Origin of the sequence: Pigmentiphaga soli (genome assembly GCF_039541095.1) — a bacterium.
Classification (GTDB): Bacteria; Pseudomonadota; Gammaproteobacteria; order Burkholderiales; family Burkholderiaceae_B; genus Pigmentiphaga; species Pigmentiphaga soli.
In genome coordinates this window covers 58,412-80,032 of sequence record NZ_BAABFO010000009.1, presented here as the reverse complement: position 1 = coordinate 80,032, position 21,621 = coordinate 58,412, and the positions used below count along the sequence as shown (strand labels likewise).

General features: G+C 69.3%; 18 protein-coding genes and 1 tRNA gene. 14 read left to right on the top strand and 5 right to left on the bottom strand.

Annotated elements, in window-relative coordinates; genetic code table 11:
• Window positions 1–2,109, bottom strand: a complete 2,109-nt coding sequence (locus ABD927_RS11245) for a 3-hydroxyacyl-CoA dehydrogenase NAD-binding domain-containing protein (RefSeq protein ID WP_345249351.1) — start codon at window positions 2,107–2,109, stop codon at window positions 1–3.
• 170 nt (window positions 2,110–2,279) lie between these two features.
• Between ABD927_RS11245 and ABD927_RS11240 the strand changes: the two genes are divergently transcribed.
• The 5 genes from ABD927_RS11240 (at window position 2,280) to arsB (ending at window position 7,732) form a co-directional block, all read left to right on the top strand.
• Window positions 2,280–3,446: a lactonase family protein gene (locus ABD927_RS11240; protein ID WP_345249349.1), complete on the top strand. Its 1,167-nt coding sequence runs from the start codon at window positions 2,280–2,282 to the stop codon at window positions 3,444–3,446.
• Window positions 3,447–3,483: 37 nt separating this feature from the next.
• Window positions 3,484–5,628: an acetate--CoA ligase family protein gene (locus tag ABD927_RS11235; RefSeq protein WP_345249347.1), complete on the top strand. Its 2,145-nt coding sequence runs from the start codon at window positions 3,484–3,486 to the stop codon at window positions 5,626–5,628.
• Window positions 5,629–5,782: 154 nt separating this feature from the next.
• A complete protein-coding gene (locus ABD927_RS11230) occupies window positions 5,783–6,109 on the top strand; it encodes an ArsR/SmtB family transcription factor (RefSeq protein WP_345249345.1) in 327 nt (108 codons plus the stop codon).
• A gap of 53 nt (window positions 6,110–6,162) precedes the next feature.
• Window positions 6,163–6,657 (top strand): arsenate reductase ArsC, encoded by a 495-nt coding sequence (locus ABD927_RS11225; protein ID WP_345249343.1) that lies wholly within the window; start codon window positions 6,163–6,165, stop codon window positions 6,655–6,657.
• Between the two features lie 55 nt (window positions 6,658–6,712).
• Window positions 6,713–7,732 carry an ACR3 family arsenite efflux transporter gene (gene arsB, locus ABD927_RS11220; RefSeq protein ID WP_345249505.1) on the top strand — a complete coding sequence of 340 codons (1,020 nt, stop codon included), beginning with the start codon at window positions 6,713–6,715 and terminating at the stop codon, window positions 7,730–7,732.
• Window positions 7,733–7,735: 3 nt separating this feature from the next.
• Here arsB and chrA read toward each other — a convergent pair whose 3' ends face one another.
• The gene (gene chrA, locus ABD927_RS11215; protein WP_345249341.1) at window positions 7,736–8,947 is read right to left on the bottom strand and encodes a chromate efflux transporter; all 1,212 of its coding nucleotides are present in this window, start codon (window positions 8,945–8,947) and stop codon (window positions 7,736–7,738) included.
• 171 nt (window positions 8,948–9,118) lie between these two features.
• Here chrA and ABD927_RS11210 point away from each other — a divergent pair, with 171 nt between their 5' ends.
• From ABD927_RS11210 to ABD927_RS11185, 6 genes are all read left to right on the top strand, one after another.
• A complete protein-coding gene (locus tag ABD927_RS11210) occupies window positions 9,119–11,080 on the top strand; it encodes an FTR1 family protein (RefSeq protein WP_345249339.1) in 1,962 nt (653 codons plus the stop codon).
• 318 nt (window positions 11,081–11,398) lie between these two features.
• A complete protein-coding gene (locus tag ABD927_RS11205) occupies window positions 11,399–11,647 on the top strand; it encodes a sulfurtransferase TusA family protein (protein WP_345249337.1) in 249 nt (82 codons plus the stop codon).
• A 61-nt stretch (window positions 11,648–11,708) separates the two neighbouring features.
• Window positions 11,709–12,071: a DsrE family protein gene (locus tag ABD927_RS11200; protein ID WP_345249335.1), complete on the top strand. Its 363-nt coding sequence runs from the start codon at window positions 11,709–11,711 to the stop codon at window positions 12,069–12,071.
• A 50-nt stretch (window positions 12,072–12,121) separates the two neighbouring features.
• A complete protein-coding gene (locus ABD927_RS11195) occupies window positions 12,122–12,658 on the top strand; it encodes a hypothetical protein (protein WP_345249333.1) in 537 nt (178 codons plus the stop codon).
• A 31-nt stretch (window positions 12,659–12,689) separates the two neighbouring features.
• Window positions 12,690–14,255 (top strand): hypothetical protein, encoded by a 1,566-nt coding sequence (locus ABD927_RS11190; protein ID WP_345249331.1) that lies wholly within the window; start codon window positions 12,690–12,692, stop codon window positions 14,253–14,255.
• Window positions 14,256–14,277: 22 nt separating this feature from the next.
• Window positions 14,278–15,846 carry a 5-methyltetrahydropteroyltriglutamate--homocysteine methyltransferase gene (locus ABD927_RS11185; protein ID WP_345249329.1) on the top strand — a complete coding sequence of 523 codons (1,569 nt, stop codon included), beginning with the start codon at window positions 14,278–14,280 and terminating at the stop codon, window positions 15,844–15,846.
• A gap of 35 nt (window positions 15,847–15,881) precedes the next feature.
• On the opposite strand, the gene ABD927_RS11180 is transcribed toward ABD927_RS11185, so the two are convergent.
• From ABD927_RS11180 to ABD927_RS11170, 3 genes are all read right to left on the bottom strand, one after another.
• A complete protein-coding gene (locus ABD927_RS11180) occupies window positions 15,882–17,360 on the bottom strand; it encodes a PepSY-associated TM helix domain-containing protein (protein WP_345249327.1) in 1,479 nt (492 codons plus the stop codon).
• Between the two features lie 20 nt (window positions 17,361–17,380).
• Window positions 17,381–19,705, bottom strand: a complete 2,325-nt coding sequence (locus ABD927_RS11175) for a TonB-dependent receptor (RefSeq protein WP_345249325.1) — start codon at window positions 19,703–19,705, stop codon at window positions 17,381–17,383.
• Between the two features lie 72 nt (window positions 19,706–19,777).
• Complete coding sequence (locus ABD927_RS11170; protein WP_345249323.1) at window positions 19,778–20,185, bottom strand: DUF2946 domain-containing protein; 408 nt, start codon at window positions 20,183–20,185, stop codon at window positions 19,778–19,780.
• A gap of 167 nt (window positions 20,186–20,352) precedes the next feature.
• Between ABD927_RS11170 and ABD927_RS11165 the strand changes: the two genes are divergently transcribed.
• From ABD927_RS11165 to ABD927_RS11155, 3 genes are all read left to right on the top strand, one after another.
• Window positions 20,353–21,006 carry a glutathione S-transferase family protein gene (locus tag ABD927_RS11165; RefSeq protein WP_345249321.1) on the top strand — a complete coding sequence of 218 codons (654 nt, stop codon included), beginning with the start codon at window positions 20,353–20,355 and terminating at the stop codon, window positions 21,004–21,006.
• Between the two features lie 87 nt (window positions 21,007–21,093).
• On the top strand, window positions 21,094–21,417 hold the full coding sequence (locus ABD927_RS11160) for a cupin domain-containing protein (RefSeq protein WP_345249319.1): 324 nt from the start codon (window positions 21,094–21,096) through the stop codon (window positions 21,415–21,417).
• A 66-nt stretch (window positions 21,418–21,483) separates the two neighbouring features.
• Window positions 21,484–21,560 (top strand) — tRNA-Pro (locus ABD927_RS11155).
• Window positions 21,561–21,621: the final 61 nt, after the last annotated feature.

The following is a 21,621-nucleotide window of genomic DNA, read 5'->3' as shown; positions in this document are numbered from 1 at the left end:
TCAGGGCGCCACGGCGTCGCGCAGGCGGCCGCCGGCCGCCGCGATGCCGGCCAGCAGCCCGGCCGGTTTCCAGCGCTTGCCGTACAGCTCGTGCCATTCGCAAACCTGGCGGTGGATGGCCGCGGCGCCGATGCCGTCGGCCCAGTACAGCAGGCCGCCGCGATGCCGCGGAAAGCCGAAGCCGTTCAGCCACATGACGTCGATGTCGCTGGCGCGCAGGGCCTTGCCTTCCTGCACGATCTTGCAGGCCTCGTTGACCGAGGCGAACAGCAGGCGGCGCAGGATTTCGTCGTCGGTGAACGTACGCTGCGGGATGCCCAGCTCCCGGGCCACCTCCGCGATCACCTGCGCCACCACGGGGTCGGGCCGCGGCGTGCGGTCGCCCGGTTCGTAGCGATACCAGCCGGCGCCCACCTTCTGGCCCTTGCGGCCCATCTCGACCAGACGGTCGGGCACGTACAGCTTGCGATAGCCGGGATCGGCCGCCGCGCGGCGCTTGCGCGTGTCGTAGCTGATGTCCAGGCCGGACAGGTCGCTGACCGCGAACGGGCCCATCGGGTAGCCGAAATCCGTCATCACCTTGTCGACCTGCCCGGGCAGCGCGCCTTCCTCCAGCAACAGCATCATCTCGGTCACCAGCGGCGCGCGGCTGCGGTTGGCGGCGAAGCCGTCGCAGGAACCGGTCACCACGCTGATCTTGCCCAGGTCGCGGCCCATGCGCGCCGCCCGCAGGATGGTCTGTATCGACGAGGCGTCGCCCTTGACGATCTCGCACAGCTTCATCACGTTGGCCGGCGCGAAGAAGTGCGAGCCGGCCACGCTTTGCGGCCGGCGGGTGGCGGCGGCGATGGTGTCGATGTCGATCGCCGACGAGTTGGTCAGCAGCAGCGCGTCGGCATTCATGACCTCGTCGAGCCTGGCGAACACCTCGCGTTTCACGTCGATCCGCTCGAACACCGCCTCGATCACCGCGTCGCAGTCGGCGATGTCGTGGTAGCCGGCCACGGGCCTGATCAAGGCCATGCGGGCGTCGATCTCTTCCTGCGTGATCGTCTTGCGCTTGAGCTTGGCCGCGTAGGTGGCCGCGATCCGCTGCATGCCGCGCTGCAGGGCTTCGCCATCGGCCTCCAGCAGCCTGACCGGCACGCCGGCGTCGGCGAAGGCGATGGCGATGCCGCTGCCCATGGTGCCGGCGCCGATCACGGCCGGCCGCTCGACGCGCGGAGGGACGTAGCCGGGCGGCGCGCCCGGGATCTTGGCCGCGGTCCGTTCGGCGAAGAAGGCGTAGCGCAGCGCGCGCGATTCCTCGGAGTTTTCCAGTTCGGCGAAACGCTCGCCTTCCAGCCGGATGCCTTCTTCCAGCGGCAGCTGCAGCGAGGCCCGGACCAGTTCGACGGCGTAGCGCGGGCCTTTGAGATGGCGGCCCTGGCGGCTCGCCAGTTGCTCCGCCGCGTCGAAGGCGTGCGGGTCCCGGCGGTCGGCTTCGCGCCAGGTTTCCATCGCGTCGACCGAGGGCAGCGGCCGGACCGCGGCCACGCCGGCGGCGAAGTCGACCGCCGCGTCGAGCAGGACGGACGGCTCGACGATTTTCGTGACGAGGCCGAGTTCCAGCGCTTCGTCGGCCGCCACGTGGCGGCCGCTCAGGATGATGTCCAGGGCATTGCGGATCCCGACCAGCCGCGGCAGGCGCTGAGTGCCGCCGGCGCCCGGGATCAGCCCGAGCTTGACCTCCGGCAGTCCGAGCCTGGCATCCGTGGTCGCGATCCGGTAGTGGCAGGCCAGCGCATGCTCCAGCCCGCCGCCCAGGCAATAGCCGTCGATGGCGGCCACCACCGGCTTGGCGCTGGCGGCCAGCGCGGCGGCGCTGGTGCTGCTTGACATGGCGCGCGCCTTGCCGAACTGGCGGATGTCGGCGCCGGCGATGAAGTGGCGGCCAGCGCCGGCCAGCACGATGGCCTCGATGCCGCCGTCGGCGTTGGCCTCGCGCACGCGGTCGACGATGCTTTCGCGGATGCCGGGTCCCAGCGCGTTCAACGGCGGGTTGTCGATGGTGACGATGGCCACCCGGCCGCGCTTGCCATACGTCACGGTGCCTGCTGCGTCGTTCATCTCGTCTCCGTCAGTTCCTGCCGTTCCCGCGGCGGGTGGCGCTTCCGGCCACGCTCCGGCGCATGCTACCATGACATCCATTCATTGATCCTTGTTCCGATCAATGAAACACAATGCCATCGCCGCATGCCATGCCCGCGCCGGCGCCGCGGCCGCACGAGGAGACGCGAATGACGCCCAGGGTGGCCCTGTACAGCGCCGTCGGGCCGAAACTGGCCATCTACCATGTAGACCTGGATGGCGCCGGGCTGGACCGGCTGGACGAGATCGACATGCCCAGCCGCGTGCAGTACGCATGGCGGCACCCGGCGCTGCCGGTCTGGTACGTAGCCACGGCCAGCAGCGGTCCCCGGCAGCAATCGGCCTTCAATCACGTCAGCGCATGGCGCATCCAGCCGGACGGCCGGCTGCGCGCCATGGGCGAGCCGCGCCCGCTGCCGGCGCGCGCGGTTCACATCTGCGTCCACCCGTCCGGCCGGTACCTGCTGAGCGGCCACAACTTCGGCGGCGGGGCGATGACGGTCCATCCGCTGGCCGCCGACGGCTCGCTCGGCGCGGCCTTGGCGCAGCGGCATCCGCAGGACTTCGGCATCTATCCCCACCAGGTCATGTGCCTGCCCTCCGGCCGGCGGGCGCTGATCGTCGACCGCGGCAACAATCCGCAGCCCGGGCGGCCGGAGGATCCGGGCGCGCTGCGCAGCTACGACTTCGCCGACGGCCAGCTCGGACCCGGGCAGGTCGTCGCGCCCGGCGGCGGCTACGGTTTCGGCCCGCGCCACGTCGACTTCCATCCCGACGGCTCGTGGATGTACGTGTCCGACGAACGCTTCAACCGCCTGCACGCCTTCCGCCTGCATGGCGACCGCATCGACGATGCGCCGGCCTTCAGCGTGCCGACGCTCGCGCGGCCCGCGGCGGCGGGGCCGCGGCAGTTGAGCGGCCCCATCCACGTGCATCCGCGTGGCGATGCCGTCTACGTGGCCAACCGGGCCGACGGCGTGGCCGAGCAAGACGGCCGGCCAGTCTTCGCCGGCGGCGAGAACAGCATCGCGGTGTACGAGATCGATCCGCGGACCGGCGCGCCGAACCTGGTCCAGCATGCGGACATCCACGCCTTCCACGCGCGGACGTTCGCGCTCGACCCGACGGCCGGCCTGCTGGTGGCGGCCAGCATCAGGCCGATGGACGTCGACCGCGGGGGCGAGCTCGAGCGCGTGCCGGCCGCGCTATCGGTGTTCCGCGTCGCCGGCCGGCGCCTGGAGTACGTGCGCCGCTACGCGGTAGAGACGCCGGCCGGCGAATTGCAGTACTGGATGGGCATGACGGCCTTGCCATGACGGCGGCGCCCGGCCATTCCGAACGGATCGGAACGAGATGAACAAATTCAGGTACTTGCTGGAACCTCGTTCGATCGCCGTCGTCGGCGTGTCGGACGAAGCCGCCCGCCCGGGCTCCCAGGCCGTGCGCGCGCTGCGCAGGAACGGCTATGCGGGGAAGATCTTCCCGGTGAACCCGAAATACGAGGAATTCGACGGCCTCAGGTGCTATCCCTCGGTGGAGGCGATCGACGAGCCGATCGACCTGGTCATCGTCGGCGTGCCCGCCAAGGCGGTGCCGGCGGTGATGGAAATGTGCGCCGCGAAGAAAGTGGGCTACGTGCTCGTGCTCAGCGGCGGCTTCCGGGAAAGCGGCCCGGACGGCATCGGGCTCGAACGCCGGCTGCTCGAACTGGCGCGCCGCTCGGGCATACGTCTGGTCGGGCCCAACTGCCTGGGCCTGGTCAACGTGCACGCCAACGTCTATGCCGCTTTCGGCAGCATGACCCGCGAACCCCGGCTGGAGGCCGGCGGCGTCTCGCTCGTCACGCAAAGCGGCGGCTTCGGTTACAGCATCGCGCTGGCCTGCGCGCAGGCGCACATCGGCTTTCGCCATGTGATCGCCACCGGCAACGAAACCGACGTCGACACCGTGGAATTCATCGACGCGCTGATCGACGACGAACAGACCCGCTGCATCGTGGCCTATATCGAAGGCACGCGCGACGGCAGGCGCCTGCTCGAAGCAGGCCGCAAGGCGCTGGCGGCGGGCAAGCCGCTGCTGCTGTGGAAGGGCGGGGTGACGGACCAGGGCGCGCGCGCGGCGGCCTCGCACACCGCCAGCATGACTGGCACCTACGACTTCTACAAGGCCTTGTACAAGCAGACCGGCATCGTCGAAATATCGGAACTGCACGAGGCCGCCGACTACCTGCAGATGCTGCAAGCGGGCAAATCGCTGGACTCGAACGGCATCGCCATCCTGGGCGTATCGGGCGGCTCGGCCATCGTGTTCGCCGACGCCGGCGCCCGCCACGGGCTGGTGCTGTGCGACCTGGGCGAGCAGACCCGGCAGCGGCTGGCGCCATGGGTGCCCGGCATCGGCGCCATCCACAATCCGGTCGACCTGACGGCCGGCTACTTCGCGCCGGGCAACGAAGACAAGATCGAGGCCGTCCTGCGCGCGCTGGCCGAAGACCCCGCCGTGGGCGGCGTGTGCGTCAACCTCGCCACCACGGGAGCCCGGGGCAGCCTGGCGGCGGCGCGGGCGATCGTGCGCGTGGCGGGCGACGGCCGCAAGCCGGTGGTGGTCTTCTCCTCGATGCCGCGTTCCATCAACGGCGAAGCGCTGGCGCTGTTCGAGGAAGCCGGGGTGCCCGTGTTCCCGTCGCCGTCGCGCGCCGCCAATGCGCTGGCCATGCTGCTCAGGCTGGGCCAGGCGCGCCGGTTGCTGCCGGCGGCGGCCAGGCCGGCCGACGCGGCCGTCCAGGCGGTTTCCATCGCGCCGGGCAGCGTGCTTTCCGAGGCCCAGTCCAAGGATCTGCTGGCCCGCGCCGGCGTGCCGGTCACGCGCGACGTGCTGGTCGGGCCCGGCGAGCAGCCGGACCTGGGCGGGATGACGTATCCGGTCGTCGTCAAGATCGCCTCGCCCGACATCCCGCACAAATCGGACATCGGCGGCGTGAAGCTGAACCTGGCGTCGGAGCAGGCGGTGCGCGCCGCCATCGAAGAGGTGGCGGCCAACGCCCGGCGCCTGGCGCCCGACGCCAGGCTGGAAGGCGTGCTGGTTTCCGAGATGGTGGCCGGCGGCTACGAGTTGATCGCCGGCGCGGTCGACGACGAAGTCTTCGGCCCCGTCGTGATGGTCGGCGCCGGCGGCATCCACGCCGAAATATTCAAGGACGCCAGCTACCGGCTGGCCCCGTTCGACGAGGCGACCGCGATGGCCATGCTGGACGAACTGCGCTGCCGCCCGATCTTCGACGGCGTGCGGGGCGGCGCGACGCTGGACGTGCGTTCCGCGGCGCGCGCGCTGGCGGCGCTGTCGCGCTTCGCCTGGGAACACCGGGACGCGGTGCAGGAGGTGGACGTCAACCCGCTGTTCCTGGCGCCGCACGGCGTCGTGGCGGCCGATGCGCTGGTGATCGCCAAGCCTGGCAGACCGGCCGAAGCAATGGCCGCAACGCCGGCCACAGGGAAATGAGCATGGCAGCTACGCGTCGATGCCTTGTATTCGTACCCGAGGCGGCCCGGTTTGCGGTGCACGAACCGGTGGTGGCCGCCTAGCAGACGACCATTCGGGCGGGGCGGCATATGCTGGCGGTACAACAATTCAATAATTGTTGTACAATTGAATAATGAACGAAGACCAAGCCGTTTCCGCTCTCGGCGCGCTGGCCCACCCCCAGCGCTTGCGCGTGTTCCGCGCCCTCGTCGTAGCCGGCCCCGCGGGGCTTACCCCCAGCGTCCTGGCCGACCGCCTCGGCGTGGCGCGCAACGCGCTGTCCTTCCATCTGAAGGAGCTGGCCCACGCCGGCCTCGTCGGCATCGAACAGCAGGGCCGCAACCTGATCTACCGCGCCGACTTCGGCCGGATGAATGGCCTGCTGGGCTACCTGACCGAACATTGCTGCCAGGGCCAGCCCTGCGAAGTCGGCAATGCCGCAGGCTGCGCGTCATGCTGAACCGGTGCGGGAAGGCCGCCTCCATATCCTCAACCTGCCTGTGAGTCACCCTCGTGGAAAACAAGCTCTACGACATCCTCTTCGTCTGTACCGGCAATTCGGCGCGCTCCATCCTGGCCGAAGGCTTGCTCAACGGCATGGGGCAGGGGCGGTTCCGCGCCTATTCGGCCGGCAGCCATCCCAAGGGCGAAGTGCATCCCCTGGCGCTGGCTGCGCTGGAGCGCCTGCACCTGCCTGCCGCGGGCTACCGCAGCAAGAGCTGGGACGAGTTCACCCGGCCCGATGCGCCGCGCTTCGATTTCATCTTCACGGTGTGCGACAACGCGGCAGGGGAAGCCTGTCCCGTCTGGCCCGGCAAGCCCGTATCGGCGCATTGGGGCCTGCCCGATCCGGCCGCCGTCCAAGGCAGCGAGGAACAGCGGTTCAAGGCCTTCCTGGACGCGGCGGTGGTCTTGAAGCGGCGCATCGAACTGTTCCTGTCCCTGCCGCTGCAGCGGCTCGATGCCATGTCGCTGCAGCACGAACTGCAAGGCATCGGCAAACAATAGGGGCTTCGAATTGGCTGCCGCGACCGCTGCGGGATCCATCGCGCCCGCCGCCGCGATGAACCGTTTCGAACGCTACCTGACGCTATGGGTGCTGGCCTGCATCGTGGCCGGCATCGCGCTGGGCCAGGGTGCGCCGGCCGCGTTCCAGGCCATCGCGGGCATGGAAATCGCGCAGGTGAACCTGCCCGTCGGCGTGCTGATCTGGGTCATGGTCATCCCCATGCTGGTCAAGGTCGATTTCGGCGCGCTCGGCCAGGTCCGCCGGCATTGGCGCGGCATCGCCGTAACGCTGTTCGTGAACTGGGCGGTCAAGCCGTTCTCGATGGCCTTGCTCGGCTGGCTGTTCATCCGCCATGCGTTCGCCGCCTGGCTGCCGGCCGATCAACTCGACAGTTACGTGGCCGGGCTCATCCTGCTGGCGGCCGCGCCCTGCACGGCCATGGTGTTCGTCTGGAGCCGCCTGACCGGCGGCGATCCGATGTTCACGCTGTCGCAAGTGGCGCTGAACGACGCCATCATGGTGTTCGCCTTCGCGCCGGTCGTGGGCCTGCTGCTCGGCATCTCATCCATCGCCGTGCCGTGGGACACGCTGCTGGCTTCGGTAGCGCTCTACATCGTCATCCCGGTCATCCTGGCGCAGGCCTGGCGGCGCGCGCTGCTGCGCCGCGGACAAGGCGCATTCGACCGCGCAATGGCGCGCATCGGGCCGCTGTCGACGGTTGCGCTGCTGCTGACCCTGGTGCTGCTTTTTGCCTTCCAGGGGCAGGCCGTCCTGCGCCAGCCGCTGGTCATCGCGCTGCTCGCTGTGCCGATCCTGATCCAGGTCCTGTTCAACGCCGGCCTGGCGTACTGGCTCAACCGCCGAACCGGCGAGTCCCACGCCGTGGCCTGCCCGTCGGCGCTGATCGGCGCATCGAACTTCTTCGAGCTGGCCGTGGCGGCCGCCATCAGCCTGTTCGGCCTGCACTCGGGCGCCGCGCTGGCCACGGTGGTCGGCGTGCTGATCGAAGTGCCCGTCATGCTGATGGTGGTGCGTATCGTCAACCGCTCGCGCGCCTGGTACGAACGCAGCTGACGCTCAGCCGGCAACCTCCAGCAGCCATCCGGCCGCGCCGCCGGCGATTACCGCCAGCCACGGCGGCAGCCGCCAGAACATCAGCGCAACCAGTGCGGCCAGCGCCAGGGCGAAGTCTTGCGGCGCGAAGATGGCGCTGGTCCACACCGGCTGGTAAAGCGCGGCCAGCAGCAGGCCGACCACCGATGCATTGATGCCGGCCAGCGCGGCCTGCGTTCGCAGGCTGTGGCGCAGCCGTTCCCAGAAGGGCAGGGCGCCCGCCACCAGCAGGAAGGAAGGCACGAAGATCGCCAGCAGGCATAGCGCGCCGCCCGTCCACCCCGACGGTTCGCCGCGCATCGATGCGCCGAGAAACGCGGCGAACGTGAACAGCGGACCCGGCACGGCCTGCGCGGCGCCGTATCCGGCCAGGAAGGTTTCATTGTCGATCCAGCCCGGCGGGACGACCTGCGCCTGCAACAGCGGCAGCACGACGTGGCCCCCGCCGAACACCAGCGACCCGGCGCGGTAGAAGGCATCCGCCATCGCCACGCTCCGGCCCGGCAGCAGCTGCGCCAGCACAGGCAGGCCGGCGAGCAGTGCGAAGAACAGGCCAAGCCAGAACAGCCCGGCGCGGCGGCCGATCGCGATGGGCAGCGGTTCGTGCGGTTCGCCCGCCGAAGGCTCGAACAGCAAGAGGCCCGCCACGCCGGCGGCGGCGATGATCGCCACCTGTCCCCACGCCGACGGTATGAGCAGCGCGGCACAGGCGGCGATCGCCATGATGGTCACGCGCGATGCGCCGGTGCACAGATTGCGCGCCATGCCCCACACCGCCTGGGCCACCACTGCCACGGCCACCACCTTCAGGCCATGCAGCGCGCCGGGCGCCACGGCGTCGCCATGATGCGAGATCCCGAGCGCGAACAGGACCAGCAGCAGGGCGGACGGCAGCGTAAAGCCGGCCCAGGCCGCCAAGGCCCCGCGGTAGCCCGCGCGCGCCATCCCCACGGCCATGCCGACCTGGCTGCTCGCCGGCCCTGGCAGGAATTGGCAGAGCGCCACCAGATCCGCATAGCCGCGTGCCGTCAGCCAGCGCCGCCGGGTCACGAACTCGTCGTGAAAATAGCCCAGGTGCGCGACCGGGCCGCCGAAAGACGTCAGCCCCAGGCGCAGGAAAACGAGGAACACCGGCCATGCGCCACGGCCACGATCGTCGATGCGAGAGCCGGCCATGCGTTGCCCCCAATGCGTGTCGGGAAACGCATGTTAATCGAGCTTCGCGAACGGAATGCGGCCGATGCCATGGGATGGCCTGGCCTGGCCGCCGCGACAACGGCGGCGGCGACGATCCGGGTGGCCCGGATGGTAGTATCTGCAAGTGAGAATGAGATGTAGTCCTGCACGATGAATCGCCCGCTGGCGCCTCTGCTGCTCGGAAAACTGATCGCCATATTGGCGTTGTTGCTGGCGCCTGCCTGGCCCGCCGTGGCGCAGACCCAGGACGACGAGGTACAGACCGCCTGGCGCCTGCTCGACTACATCGCCGTCGACTACGCCGGCGCCGTGTCCAACGGCGCGGTGTCGAGCCCATCCGAGTATGCGGAGCAGAGCGAATTCGCGGCGACGGTCGCCGCCAGGCTTGCCGCGCTGCCGCCCAGGCCCGCGCAGCCCGAGCTGGTCGCCGGCGCCGGGCGCCTGCAGCGGGCCATCGCCGACAAGGCCGACCCGGCGCAGGTGGCCGACATCGCCCACGGCCTGGCTGCGTCGCTGCTCGCCGCGTATCCCGTGCCGCTCGCGCCCGGCACGCCGCCCGTCTTCGCCCGGGGTGCCGCCTTGTTCGGTCAGCAGTGCGCCGCCTGCCACGGCGTCGCCGGCGACGGCCATGGCCCTGCCGCGGCGGCGCTCGCCACGCCGCCCATCGCCTTCACCGACGTCGAACGCGCGCGGCAGCGCAGCCTGTTCGCGCTCTACCAGGTCATCACCCAGGGCCTGGACGGCACGCCGATGCAGAGCTTCGCCAGCCTGCCCACCGACGACCGCTGGGCGCTCGCGCTGTTCGCCGGCCATTTCGCCTTTTCCGACCAGCAGGCGGCCGAAGGCGAGCGGCTCTGGAAAGACGATTCTTCCCTCCGCGCGCTGGTGCCGGACCTGAAGACCCTGGCGGGCACGACGCCCGCCGCACTGGGCGGCCGGATCGGGCAGCAGAAGGCCGACGCCCTGATGGCCTATCTGCGCCGCCATCCCGAAGCCGTGGCGCAGCAGGCCCCGGCGGGATCCCCGTTGGCGCTGGCGCGCGGCCGCCTGGCGGACAGCCTGGCCGCCTACCGGGCGGGCAACCGCCGGCAGGCGGGCCAGCTGGCCTTGTCGGCCTACCTCGACGGCTTCGAGCCCGTCGAGCCGATGCTGGGATCGCGCGACTCGGCGCTGCTGGCGCACATCGAAGGCGCGATGGGCGAGTACCGCGCCGCCATCCAGCAGGGCGAGGCGCCGGACGCGGTTGCCCGCCGCGTGCAGGCGCTGGACGGCCTGTTCGACGACGCCGAGGCGGCGCTGTCGCCGGACGCCGCCAGCAGCCTTTCCACTTTCCTGGGCGCCGCCACGATCCTGCTGCGGGAAGGGCTGGAGGCGCTGCTGATCGTGGTGGCGATGATCGCCTTCCTGCGCAAGGCCGGGCGCACGGAGGTCATGCCCTATGTCCACGCGGGCTGGATCGGCGCGCTGGCCGCCGGCCTTCTCACCTGGGCCGTGGCGACCTGGGTCATCGGCATCAGCGGCGCCAGCCGCGAACTGACCGAAGGCTTCGGCTCGGTCTTCGCCGCCGTGGTCCTGCTGTCGGTCGGCATCTGGATGCACGGCAAAGCCCAGGCCGGCCAATGGCAGCGCTACATCCGCGAAAAAATGGCCAAGGCGCTGTCGGGCCGCTCGGCCTGGTTCCTGTTCGGCCTGGCCTTCGTCGTGGTTTACCGCGAGGTGTTCGAGACCATCCTGTTCTATGCCGCGCTGTGGACCCAGGGCAATGGCGGCGCGATGCTGGCCGGGGCGGCGACCGCCTGCGTCGCGCTGGCGCTGGTCGCCTGGGCCATGTTGCGCTACAGCCGCGCGCTGCCGATCGGCAAATTCTTCGTCTACAGCGCCTGGTTGATGGCGATCCTGACGGTGGTCCTGGCCGGCAAGGGCATCTCGGCGTTGCAGGAGGCCGGCATCGTCGGCATCGCGCCGCTGTCGTCCGTGCCGCGCGTCGAGCTGCTGGGCGTGTTCCCGACCGTGCAGACCCTGTTCGCGCAGGCCCTGATGGTGATCGCGCTGTGCGCCGGTTTCTGGTGGAACCGGCAAAAGGCGGCAAGGCCGCCGGCGGCGCAACGCTGACGCCGCCGCGCCACGCTTGCCGAAATTACAAGAGCCGCGGGTACTATCGCCTGTATATAGCCGCAGGTATCATTAGATCCCGATTTGGATACAACCCGGCCGTGCCAACGGCTCCGCTGCGCAATGGCCTTGCCCCCATGATCGTCTACCTCCGCATCCATCCGCCGTCCCTGGCCCGTCCGCCGCGCGCGTGACGCGCGGTCGCCATTCATGCCCGCCGCCGCCTGGATGGCATCCGGCCGGCCGCGTCCGGGCACTTCCTCGGTTCCTCCCATTCGCTCGTGCGCTCTGCGCGCAGACGCACCTACACGATTCGTCATGCCGACACCAACGCCCGGCGGCGACGCCGCCGATTTCTGGGACGCAGGCCACATGGGCTGCGGCGAACTCATCCTCAAGCTGCGCAAGCACCTGCGGAGCATGCCGGGCCAGGTACTGCAGCTCGTCGCCCGCGACGCCGGCGCGGCGGCGGACATCCCGGCGTATTGCCGCATGACGCGCAACGAACTGCTGCGCCACGAACCCGAAACCCATACGTTCTGGATACGGTCGCGGCTGGACTGGTAAGCCCGGGATCCCGATAGGCTGCCGGTCCTTTTTTCTGCTCACTTTGCTCACGGAGAACATCATGGCTGGAAAATTCGTCGTCTCGCTGACCTGCTCGAAAAACGATACCGACAAGGCGACGGTGGCCTTCGTCGTCGCCAACGCGGCGGTGGCCTCCGACAAGCAGGCCCTGGTCTTCCTGTCGGTCGAGGGCACGCGGCTCTCGCAGAAGGGCTACGCCGACGACATCCACGAAGAAGGCTTCGCGCCGCTCAAGGAATTGATCGCCAATTTTGTCGCGGCCGGCGGCGAGATCTACGTCTGCTCGCCCTGCTTCAAGAAGCGCGGCCTGGACGAGAACAATCTGATCGACGGCGCCAAGATCGTCGGCGGCGCCAAGCTGGTGGAATTCATGAGCGACGGCGCTCCCGGCATCAGCTATTGAACGCAGCGCCGCATGGCCGGCCACGCCCGCAACCACCAAGGACGACTCCCATGATCCCCCGACGCCTGATGCTCATCGTCTTCCTGCTCGCCGCGCTCGGCTACGTGGCCGTCAGCTATGCCGTGTTCAAGCTGCCCGCCACGCCGGCCGCGGCCGAGGAATGCGGTTTCCTGCCCGGCGAATTCGCCGCCACCGGCACGCTGGCCTACGAGCGTTCGCAGGCCTGGGCCATCAGCTTCGTGCGCAAGCAGGAATACTTCACCGCGATCACGGTAGGCCTGGCGCTGGCCTTCATGGCCTTCGCGCTGGCGGTCGGCCGGCGCGGCGGCGCGGCCTCGGCCGGCGTGGCGGCCGGCAGCGGCGTGCTGGCGGTCTCGGCGTTGTGCGTCAGCTGCCTGGCGCCGGCGCTGTCGGTGGTCGGGCTGGGCATCGCCGGCGGCTTCCTGGCCGGCGTGCCGAAAGGACTGATCGCCCTCAACACCCTGTTGCTGACCAGCTGGGGAACCTTGTTCCTGTCGCGCCGCGCCAGCGCCTGCGCGCTGCCGCCCCGCGCGCCCGCATCGCCGGAGCCTTCCCCACAGGCTTGAGCATTGAGCACCCCATAGGACGCGCACCCACATGAAAACCCGACTCGCCACCCTGGGGCTGGCGGCGCTGGCCGCACTGCACGCCATGCCCGCCGCCGCCGTCGATTACTCGACCGTGCTCACCCCGGCCCGCCAGGGCCTGCCGCTGGCGCACCCGATCGCCGCCGAGGCGATCGAGCCGCCGCCGCTTTCGCTGATGGCCGACCGGCCGGTGCAGCCGGCCTACGTGCCTGGCCTGCCGGGGCTGGCCCAGAACCGCATGGTCGCCGACGACTTCGGCCGCAAGATTCCCAAGTACGACGGCGTATTCATCCGCCAGAGCAAGGTCGAGAACGGCGAGGTCGTGATCCCCGCCGGCGGCCTCTACTACCTGGAAGACACCTGGGGCGGCGAGGTCGCGCTGCGCGGCGAACAGGTGCCCATCCTCGGCCGCATGGCCACCTACGTCGACTACGACATGTCGATCGAGGTGCGGGAGAACGTGACCATTCCCGCCGGCGGCAGCGCCGTGGTGGGCGGCCAGGTGTACTACTACTACGCCACGGTCGGCCACCAGACCCTGTCCAACCATGCCCTGCACGTGCGCACCATCGCCGGCACCGACTGGGAATGGGCGTTCGGCAACCCCATCCTGTCGGCCACCGAAACCGGCTGGTGGGGCAACCGTTTCACCCAGCTCTACAACCAGGGCCAGGCGCGCGAAATCACGCCGCAGAAGATGGTGTTCGACTGGCTGAGCGGCGTGCGCATGGACCGCATGCTGTATGCGCAGGACAAGGTCTTCGCGGGCCTGGCGGCCGCCGGCGATGAATGGCAGGTCGGCGCGCGCACCGTGCGCGTGGCCGCCGTCGACGCGGCCGCCGGCACCGTCCGGCTGGAACTGCTGGAGAACGGCCAGGTCAAGAGCGCGCGCACCCTCGGGCCGGTGCGGCAGGACCGCCTGATCGAGGACACCGCCGCCCGCAAGGCCCTGGTGTTCGAGGACGGCGACATGGTCGCCTTCCTGTCGCCCTGGCCCGCCGCCTTCGACGGTGGCAAGGCCAGCCTCAAGGTCTACGGCAAGGCCTTCAGCCTGCGCTACGGCCAGGACTACGCGCCCGATCCGCGCTACGCGAGCTATCCGGTGGGCTGCCCCACGGGCCACGACTTCGGCTTCATGCTGGTCAACAAGAGCGAAGTCCGCCTGAAGCCGGGCGAGTCGTTCACCGGTCCCGAAGGCTATTTCAAGATCGTGGTCGACGCCATCGACGGCGACAAGGTGACCGGCTGGCACGTGGAGGACCGCGGCGGCGCGCGCTCGATCAACCTGGGCGGGCCCGAGGTCGCCAACGTCGACCTCGTGCTGGGACAGGGCCGCGTGGCCGGCCAGGCGATCCTGGCCGACGTCGGCCGCGCCATGCTGGCCCGCACCTACGCCGCCGCGCAGCGGGCCGACGAGGGCGCGGCGCCGGCCACGCCCGCGCCGGCACCCGCGGCCCCATCTTCCCAACCGGCCGCGCCGGCCGACGGCCTGTCGCCGTCGATGATCGCAGTGCTCGTCATTCTCGCCCTCGGCTGCCTGGGGGTGGGCTTCGAGTGGGGCAAGCGCCGGCGCTAGCGCACCGACTGGAGCATCGTCCATGGACCCCATCGCCCGACACGCCCACGCGCCCGACGTCAGCTTCGACGGCGGCGACCTCGACTGCGGCAACGGCCTGCTGCTGCTGATCCGCAAGCACATCGACCCGCTGCCGCGCGGCGGCCTGCTGGAAATCCTTTCGCGCGAAATTTCGGTCGACGAAGACCTGCCCGCCTGGTGCCGCCTGACGGGCAACGAACTCGTCTCGTGGACCAAGGCGGGCGGCCAGCGCAGTTTCCTGGTCTGCAAGGGGCGGCTCGCCGAACGCGCCGCCGCGCCGGTGGAGGCCGAGCCGGCACCAAGCGTGGCGGCGCCGATGAGCCGGCGGCCGTCCGCACCGGCCGCGCCCGCATCGACTGCACCTGCGTCGGCCGCGCCTTCGTCGCCGAGCCGCGAGCGGCAGCCGGTGCCGGCCGCGCCCGTGCCGCCGCTCGCCGTCACGGGGGTGGGCAGCTGGCCCCGGCCGCGCTGGATGATCGACGCCATGCATGCGCACGTCGAAGGCCGCCTGGCCGAGGCCGCTTTCCACGAAACCGCCGACGATGCCGTGCGGCTCGCCATCGCTGCCCAGGAAAAGGCCGGCGTGGACATGGTCACCGACGGCGAACAGCGGCGCGACAGCTACGCCAGCTTCGTCGCCTCCCGCCTGGACAACTGCCAGCTCATCCCGTTGACCGACCTACTGCCCCTGGTGGACGACCCCGAGGAATTCGCCACCGAGCTGCGCGCGCTCGACATCCCGGCCGGCGACGTGCGGCACCCGGCCGTGTTCGGCCGGCTGTCGCGCTCGCGCCCGCTGGTCGCGCACGAGGTGGATTTCGCGCGCTCGATAACGGGCCGGCCGGTCAAGGTAGCCCTGCCCGGGCCCTACCTGCTGACGCGCACCATGTGGATGGAGTGCATTTCCGACCGCGCCTACGAAAGCCGCGAGGCGCTGGCCGCCGACGTGGTGCGCGTGCTGCGCGAGGAACTGGCCGAGCTGCTCGACGCCGGCGCGGCGCTGGTGCAGTTCGACGAGCCCGTGCTGTCGGAGGTCGTCTTCGCCGGCGCCAAGAACAAGCGCAGCTTCATGTGCGGCGCGCTGTCCGAATCGCTCGCGCCCGAGCACGAACTGGCGTTTGCCCGCGAACTGCTCAACGCCGTGCTCGACGGCATGCCGCAGGAACGCACCGCGCTGCACGTGTGCCGCGGCAACTGGACGGCAGACGAGAGCGTGGCGCTGAGCGGCGACTACGTGCCGCTTTTGCCCACGCTGGCGCAAGTCCGCGTCGGCGCCTACCTGCTGGAGATGTGCACGCCGCGCGCGGGCGACGTGTCGATACTGAAGGCCTTGCCCGACCATGCGCGCATCGGCATCGGCGTGGTCAACCAGAAGGATCCCGCGGTGGAAAGCGAAGACGCGATCGCCGCCCGCATCGGGCGCGGCATCGAGCTGTTCGGGCAGGAACGGCTGCTGCTGCATCCCGACTGCGGGTTCGCGACCTTCGCCGACAATCCCATCTGCTCGGCGCAGATCGCGCAAGGAAAGCTGCAGGCGATCGCGCGGGCGGCGGCGCGGTTCCGGGGGTAGCCGGGCAAGACATCGTTGCCCCGGGACGCCGCGCGTCAGCCGGCCGCGCGGCGCCTCATGGCCACGCTATCCAGCGCCCACACCAGCAGCATCGTCCCGCCCATGAGCGGGAAGATCACGCCCAGCGCCGTCAGCCCGATCTTCCATCGGCGCATCGTCACCGGCGTGAGCAGCCGGGCGGGCGCCCCGAGGGCATTGCGCGGCCGCCGCTTCCACCACATCGCGAATCCCGTGACCACCATGCCCGCCAGGCCGAGCGAGATGAGCGCACAGACCAGCTGGTTGGCCAGGCCGAAGTAACGGCCCATGTGCAGCGCCGTGCCGTACGACACCGCCCGCGACACCGCGCCGTAGTCGGCGTAGCCGATGTCTTCCAGCACCTTGCCGCTGTACTGGTCTATATGCAGCACATGTTCGCGCTTCGGGTCGGCCGGGAAATACGAGACGGTGTAGACCCCGGACGGGCCTGTGGGAAAAGCCACGTCGTATCCATCGGAGATGCCGTTTTGCCTGGCGATATCGAGTACGCGGCCCAGCGGCAACGCCGTCGCGGGACGACCGGCGGGATGCGATTCCGGTACGGCCGTCGCGCCTACCGCCCACGGTGTCTGGGGCAGCGGCAGGTCGTCCATGACCATGCCGGGCATGTCGCCCATATCGCCCATCCCATCCATGCCATGACCTTCGTGCGGCGTGCCGCCGTACTGCGTTTGGCCGGCCGGCGCCGCCGCGGCCTGACCGGGAATCGTAGATTGCAGCGCCGAACCGCCCCAGGCGCCCGGCGGCGAGCCCAGGTGCGCGCGCGTGGCCAGCGACTTGAACTGCTGTCCCCACGACCCCGACCACGGCAGGCCGGTAAGGATGAAGGCCACCGCGCCGGCGGCCAGCCAGATGCCCATCGCGGCGTGCACGCTCTTCCACAGCGGCCGCCCGCGAAGTTCCAGCCGCGGCCACAGCGTGCCGCGCCAGGCGAAGGCCCCGCGCGGCCACCACAGCGCGATGCCGGTGCCGACCATCACCAGCGTCCAGCAGGCCGCCAACTCCATCAGCAGCTCGCCCGGCTTGCCGAGCAGCAGCTTGCGGTGGATCATCCGGTCGACCTGCATGAAGCGCCGCTCCACGTTCAGCGTGCCCAGCATGTCGCCGGTATAGGGGTTGAGATAGACGCTGTATTTCTCGCCGTCGGGATAGCGGAAGACGAATTCCGCGCTGCGCCGCGGATCGGACCCGATGGTCGCGGTGGCGGGACGCGCGCCCGGCGGCACCGCGGCCCTGGCCCGCGCCAGCAGCGCGTCCTCGGACAGCCGGGGCGTGCCGGCCGGGGTCACGACCAGCCGGCCGGGATACAGCAGCGGCTCGATCTGCGGCTGGAAGCAATACAGCGTGCCCGTCACCGCCAGCACCACCAGAAAGGGCATGACGAACAGCGCCGCATAGAAGTGCCAGCGCCACAGCGTGCGATAGGCGGCGTTGTGGGCGTCCGCCGGCCGCGCGGAAGAGGAAAGGGTCTGCATGAATGGCCTCGCGCCCGGCCTCACAGCCGGAGTTTCGTCTCGAGGTAGACCGTCCGCCCCGGATAGGGGTGATAGACGAAATACCGTTTGTCGAAAATGTTGTCGATGCCCAGGCTCAGATCGGCGTGGCGGTTGAGCCGATAGGTGAACTTCGCGTCCGCCACGGCATAGGTGCTGGTGCCGCCGTACACGTTCGGATTGCTGTCTTCGTTGGTCAGCGTGTTGTACTGGCGCCCGGAGTAGCGGACCGCCCCCGTAACCGACGCGCGATCGTCGATGTGGTAGGTGCCGGCCACGTTCGCGCGCCACAGCGGAATCCGGTAGAAATACTTGCCCACCGACGCCGGATTGCGGTCGTTGGCCAGGATGCGCGAGCGGGTATAGGCAGCGTTGGCGATCAGGTCCAGCCCCTTGATGCCCACATCCTGGCCCTGGTAGCTGGTCTCGATGCCGCGCGAGCGCACCCGGTCGACGTTCTGGAAACTCGTGACGTTGGGCAGGACGGTCGTGTCGGTCTGGCTGAAGATCGTGTTCTTGACGTCGTCCTCGAACAGCGACACGCGGTACACCCCGTTGCCGTGCGCCCATTGCGCGCTCAGTTCCTTGGACAGGTCGTTCTCGGGTTGCAGGTTGGGATTGTTGTTGACGAGGTTCGTCCCGCTGATCCGGCCCTGGAACAGCTCGCCCACGGTCGGGAAGCGGTAGGCACGGCCGATGGAGGCGCGCAGCGTCAGGTCCTGCGTGGCCTCGAACGACAGCGAAGCCTTGGGCGAAACATGCTGCTGGCCGGCTTCGGGATAGGGCAGGCGCACATCGCCCAGCGCCTGCGAACCGCCATAGGCGTGCCAATCCTCGTAGCGCAGGCCGTACACCAGCTTCCACCGCGGCAGCAAGCGCCACGCATCCTGCGCATACAAGGCTTGCGCGCGGGTGCGGCCGGCGAAGGCGTTGTCGAAGGCGGCGCGGTCGCCCGCGCGCCAGTCCAGGCTGTCGTACGTGACGTTGCTGGTGTAGTAGGTGTCGAAGTGGTAGCCGAAGGTGAGCCAGTGCGCGCGCCAGCCGCCTTGCGCCGTCTCGGGCGTGTACGTGGTCTGCAGATCCACGGTCTTCCAGCCCGTGCCGTCGCCGAAGGTGGCGGTGCCGGGCCCGCTGCCGGGACCGCCCTGGCCGGCCGCGCGGTCCACGCTGTGGCTGACATCGTAGTAGGACACGATGGCCTGGCCGTTCCAGCCCGTTGCCCGGCGCGTGCGCAGCGACAGCCCATAGAGCCAGTTCTCCGCCTCGCCGTTGCTCGGGGCCAGGGCCGGCGCGGGGATCGTATATTCGTAGCCGCCGATGTCGACCTTGCCCTGGTAGACCGGATTGCCGGCCGCATCGCGCAGGAAGGTCGGATTGTCGCTGTGGTAGCTGTCGTGCCAGTACCCCAGCGTCGCGCCGCCCTGCAGGGTGGGCGTGAAGTCGTACTGCAGCTTGAGCTTGAACTGATCCTGGCTGGTGTGGACGATGCCCTCGCCGCTCACCCCCAGCACGGCGGTGCGCTTGCCGGTCTGGTTGTCGTAGAAATAGGCGCCCTCCACGGGCAGGTCCGCGCCGGTGGCGGGCGTGTTCGACTGCGCCAGCGTGGCGAACTGCATCGGCTGGCTGGTGCTCTCCAGGCGGTTGACGCCTATCAGGTAGGAAAGCCTGCCCACCTTGTCGCCGATCGAGGCCGATGCCTCGGAGCCATTGAAGCTGCGATCGACGCCGAACAGGTCGAAATGCTGGGTGAAGCCCTTCAGGTCGGCATTGGCCTCGAAGGCGTCCGGCATGTGGGTAGTGACGAGCACCGTGGCGCCCAGCGAGTTGCCCGGATACAGGGCGGAAAACGGCCCATAGGCCACGTCGACCCGTTCGATGTCCTCGGGAAACACCATCGACCAGCGCGGCGGGAATGCGTAGCTGTTGCCCAGCAGATTGCTCACCAGCAGGCCATCGAGGTAGACCAGGCCGCGCGCGCTCTGGACGTTGTTGGTGCCGCGTACGGCAATGGTGGCGTTCTGGTCGCCGATGTAGCGCTTGCGCACCACCAGATTGGGCAGGTACTTCAAGGCGTCTTCGCTATTGATCACGTTCCAGTTCCGGATCTGGTCGCGCGTGACGGATTCGGTCGTCGAAGGGATGTCAGGGTCCGTGGCGGGCCGGTCCGCCTGGCCCGCCGTCACGGTAATGGCGGGCAATTCCGAGGCGGCGGCGTCCGCGGCGTGCGCGGGCGGCGCAATGGAAAGAAGGGGCAGCAGCACGCCCAGCGCGTGGCCGGCTACCGGCCCTGCGCGCCGGACCATGGCGCCGACAAGAATATCTGGCATGGTTTTTCCTGGCGGATGAGGACGGCCCGATGTCGCCCAGGGGGCGCATCAAGGCATCTGAGACTCAAGGGATCAGGAAAAACGAGGCGGGTCGCGTGGCCGGCCGGAAGGGAAGGCGCCAATCGGCGTGAACCGGCGCAGCGGCGGCAGCAGCAGCGCCAGCATGACGAGCAGGAGCGGAGAGGGCAGCGCCGGAGGCATTGCCGGCAACGCCGCCTCGTGCGTCAGCAGGTCGCAGTAGCCGCAATCGCCCAGGGCATGCGAGCCCGGCTGGTGGCCCGATGCGTCATGCTGCTCATCCAGCGAGACGGTGAGGGCGACGGATGATTGACCGGGCGTGGTGGCTTCGCTGCAGATCGACAGCGTGATGTTCTGCGCGGCCGCCAGGAGATGGGTGACCGTTGGCGCGCACACGAGCAATAGCATGGCAATGATGCCAAGCCAGGCCGTGAGTCGTTTGCCGTTTGCGGAAACCATCATCGAAGCATCTACGGAAGAGCGCGTGCGGCCCGATCGCCGCGGCTGCCGTATCCAGGATGTTGCATTCTACTGAAAATCCAGGATGCGGATGGCTTTGCTTGCATGCAATTGCTACGGGCCCGCGGCCGCTTCCGCAACCAATGACTTTCGCCAACAGGAGTATCGCGATGGCCATCATCATTACCGCCTTTGAACGCTCGCCCGACGGCGGCAAGGGACTGGCGCGCGATACGCGCGTTCGCTGGGCGCTCGAAGAAGCAGGCCAACCGTACGAGGTTCGCCTGGTTTCATTCCTTGAGATGAAGGAACCCGCGCATCTGCGCCTTCATCCTTTCGGCCAGATTCCCACCTATGAGGAAGGCGACCTCGCCCTGTTCGAGACGGGCGCCATCGTCCTGCACATCGCCGAACGCCATGCGGGCCTGCTGTCCGACGATGCCAATGCCCGGGCGCGTGCGATCACATGGATGTTCGCCGCGGTCAATACCGTGGAGCCGGTGATCCTCGAACTCGTCACCGCCAGGATCCTGGAGGGCGATAAGCCGTGGACCAAGGAGCGCCTGCCTCTGGTCGAGGACCGCGTCCGCCATCGGCTGGGCCAGCTTTCTTCTCGCCTGGGCGATGCGGACTGGCTCGATGGCGCGTTCAGCGCGGGCGACCTGATGATGGTGTCGGTGCTGCTCAGGCTTAGAGCGTCGGGCATCCTGGGCGAATTCCCGAAATTGGCGGCCTATGTCGCCCGCGGCGAAGCCCGGCCCGCATACGAGCGGGCTTTCGCCGCCCAGCTGGCGGTCAACGCCGGCAAGCCGGCAGCGGGCTGATTTCCCGACAGCATGGGTGGTTGCTGGTATCGTGGGCCTGACCGCAGCCGCTCATCCGGCGGGGCATTGATCGAGGAGACGACCAATATGGCTTTGAAACATGCCCAACTGCTCGATGTCATCGACCTCCATGCGCCCGGGCCGCCGCAGGCGACGTCCCAGAGCGTCAGCCTGCTCAGAACGGCACAACTGCAGATCCTGCGCCTCGTGCTGGCCGCCGGCCAGCAGGTGCCCGAGCACCACGTGGCCGGAGAAGTCGCCATCCAGTGCCTTGAAGGCGACGCAAGCGTGCTGACGCCCAAGGCCACGTGCCGGGTCGTGGCCGGGCAACTGGTGGTCCTGCCGGCCGGCGAACGTTATTCGCTGCAGGCGCATGCCGACACCGTGTTGCTGGCGACCATGATCCACTAGCGACGGGGCGCGGGGGGCGTCGCTTCATCCCGTTGTACAATTCACGTCCATTTCAAGTGGATCAGTCGGGGCGTAGCGCAGCCTGGTAGCGCATCTGCTTTGGGAGCAGAGGGTCGCGAGTTCGAATCCCGCCGCCCCGACCAATGAAATCAAGGGCTTACAGATTTGGGTCTGTGGGTCCTTTTTCTTTTCCCGAGCATATTT

Excerpts from the sequence above, each read along its gene's own strand:
- ABD927_RS11165 (WP_345249321.1), top strand. The coding sequence starts at position 20,353 with ATGGCCATCATCATTACCGCCTTTGAACGCTCGCCCGACGGCGGCAAG.
- ABD927_RS11185 (WP_345249329.1), top strand. The coding sequence starts at position 14,278 with ATGGACCCCATCGCCCGACACGCCCACGCGCCCGACGTCAGCTTCGAC.
- ABD927_RS11245 (WP_345249351.1), bottom strand. The coding sequence starts at position 2,109 with ATGAACGACGCAGCAGGCACCGTGACGTATGGCAAGCGCGGCCGGGTG.
- ABD927_RS11200 (WP_345249335.1), top strand. The coding sequence starts at position 11,709 with ATGGCTGGAAAATTCGTCGTCTCGCTGACCTGCTCGAAAAACGATACC.
- ABD927_RS11210 (WP_345249339.1), top strand. The coding sequence starts at position 9,119 with ATGAATCGCCCGCTGGCGCCTCTGCTGCTCGGAAAACTGATCGCCATA.
- ABD927_RS11235 (WP_345249347.1), top strand. The coding sequence starts at position 3,484 with ATGAACAAATTCAGGTACTTGCTGGAACCTCGTTCGATCGCCGTCGTC.
- ABD927_RS11230 (WP_345249345.1), top strand. The coding sequence starts at position 5,783 with ATGAACGAAGACCAAGCCGTTTCCGCTCTCGGCGCGCTGGCCCACCCC.
- arsB (WP_345249505.1), top strand. The coding sequence starts at position 6,713 with ATGAACCGTTTCGAACGCTACCTGACGCTATGGGTGCTGGCCTGCATC.
- ABD927_RS11240 (WP_345249349.1), top strand. The coding sequence starts at position 2,280 with ATGACGCCCAGGGTGGCCCTGTACAGCGCCGTCGGGCCGAAACTGGCC.
- ABD927_RS11170 (WP_345249323.1), bottom strand. The coding sequence starts at position 20,185 with ATGATGGTTTCCGCAAACGGCAAACGACTCACGGCCTGGCTTGGCATC.
- chrA (WP_345249341.1), bottom strand. The coding sequence starts at position 8,947 with ATGGCCGGCTCTCGCATCGACGATCGTGGCCGTGGCGCATGGCCGGTG.
- ABD927_RS11205 (WP_345249337.1), top strand. The coding sequence starts at position 11,399 with ATGCCGACACCAACGCCCGGCGGCGACGCCGCCGATTTCTGGGACGCA.
- ABD927_RS11160 (WP_345249319.1), top strand. The coding sequence starts at position 21,094 with ATGGCTTTGAAACATGCCCAACTGCTCGATGTCATCGACCTCCATGCG.
- ABD927_RS11195 (WP_345249333.1), top strand. The coding sequence starts at position 12,122 with ATGATCCCCCGACGCCTGATGCTCATCGTCTTCCTGCTCGCCGCGCTC.
- ABD927_RS11190 (WP_345249331.1), top strand. The coding sequence starts at position 12,690 with ATGAAAACCCGACTCGCCACCCTGGGGCTGGCGGCGCTGGCCGCACTG.
- ABD927_RS11180 (WP_345249327.1), bottom strand. The coding sequence starts at position 17,360 with ATGCAGACCCTTTCCTCTTCCGCGCGGCCGGCGGACGCCCACAACGCC.
- ABD927_RS11175 (WP_345249325.1), bottom strand. The coding sequence starts at position 19,705 with ATGCCAGATATTCTTGTCGGCGCCATGGTCCGGCGCGCAGGGCCGGTA.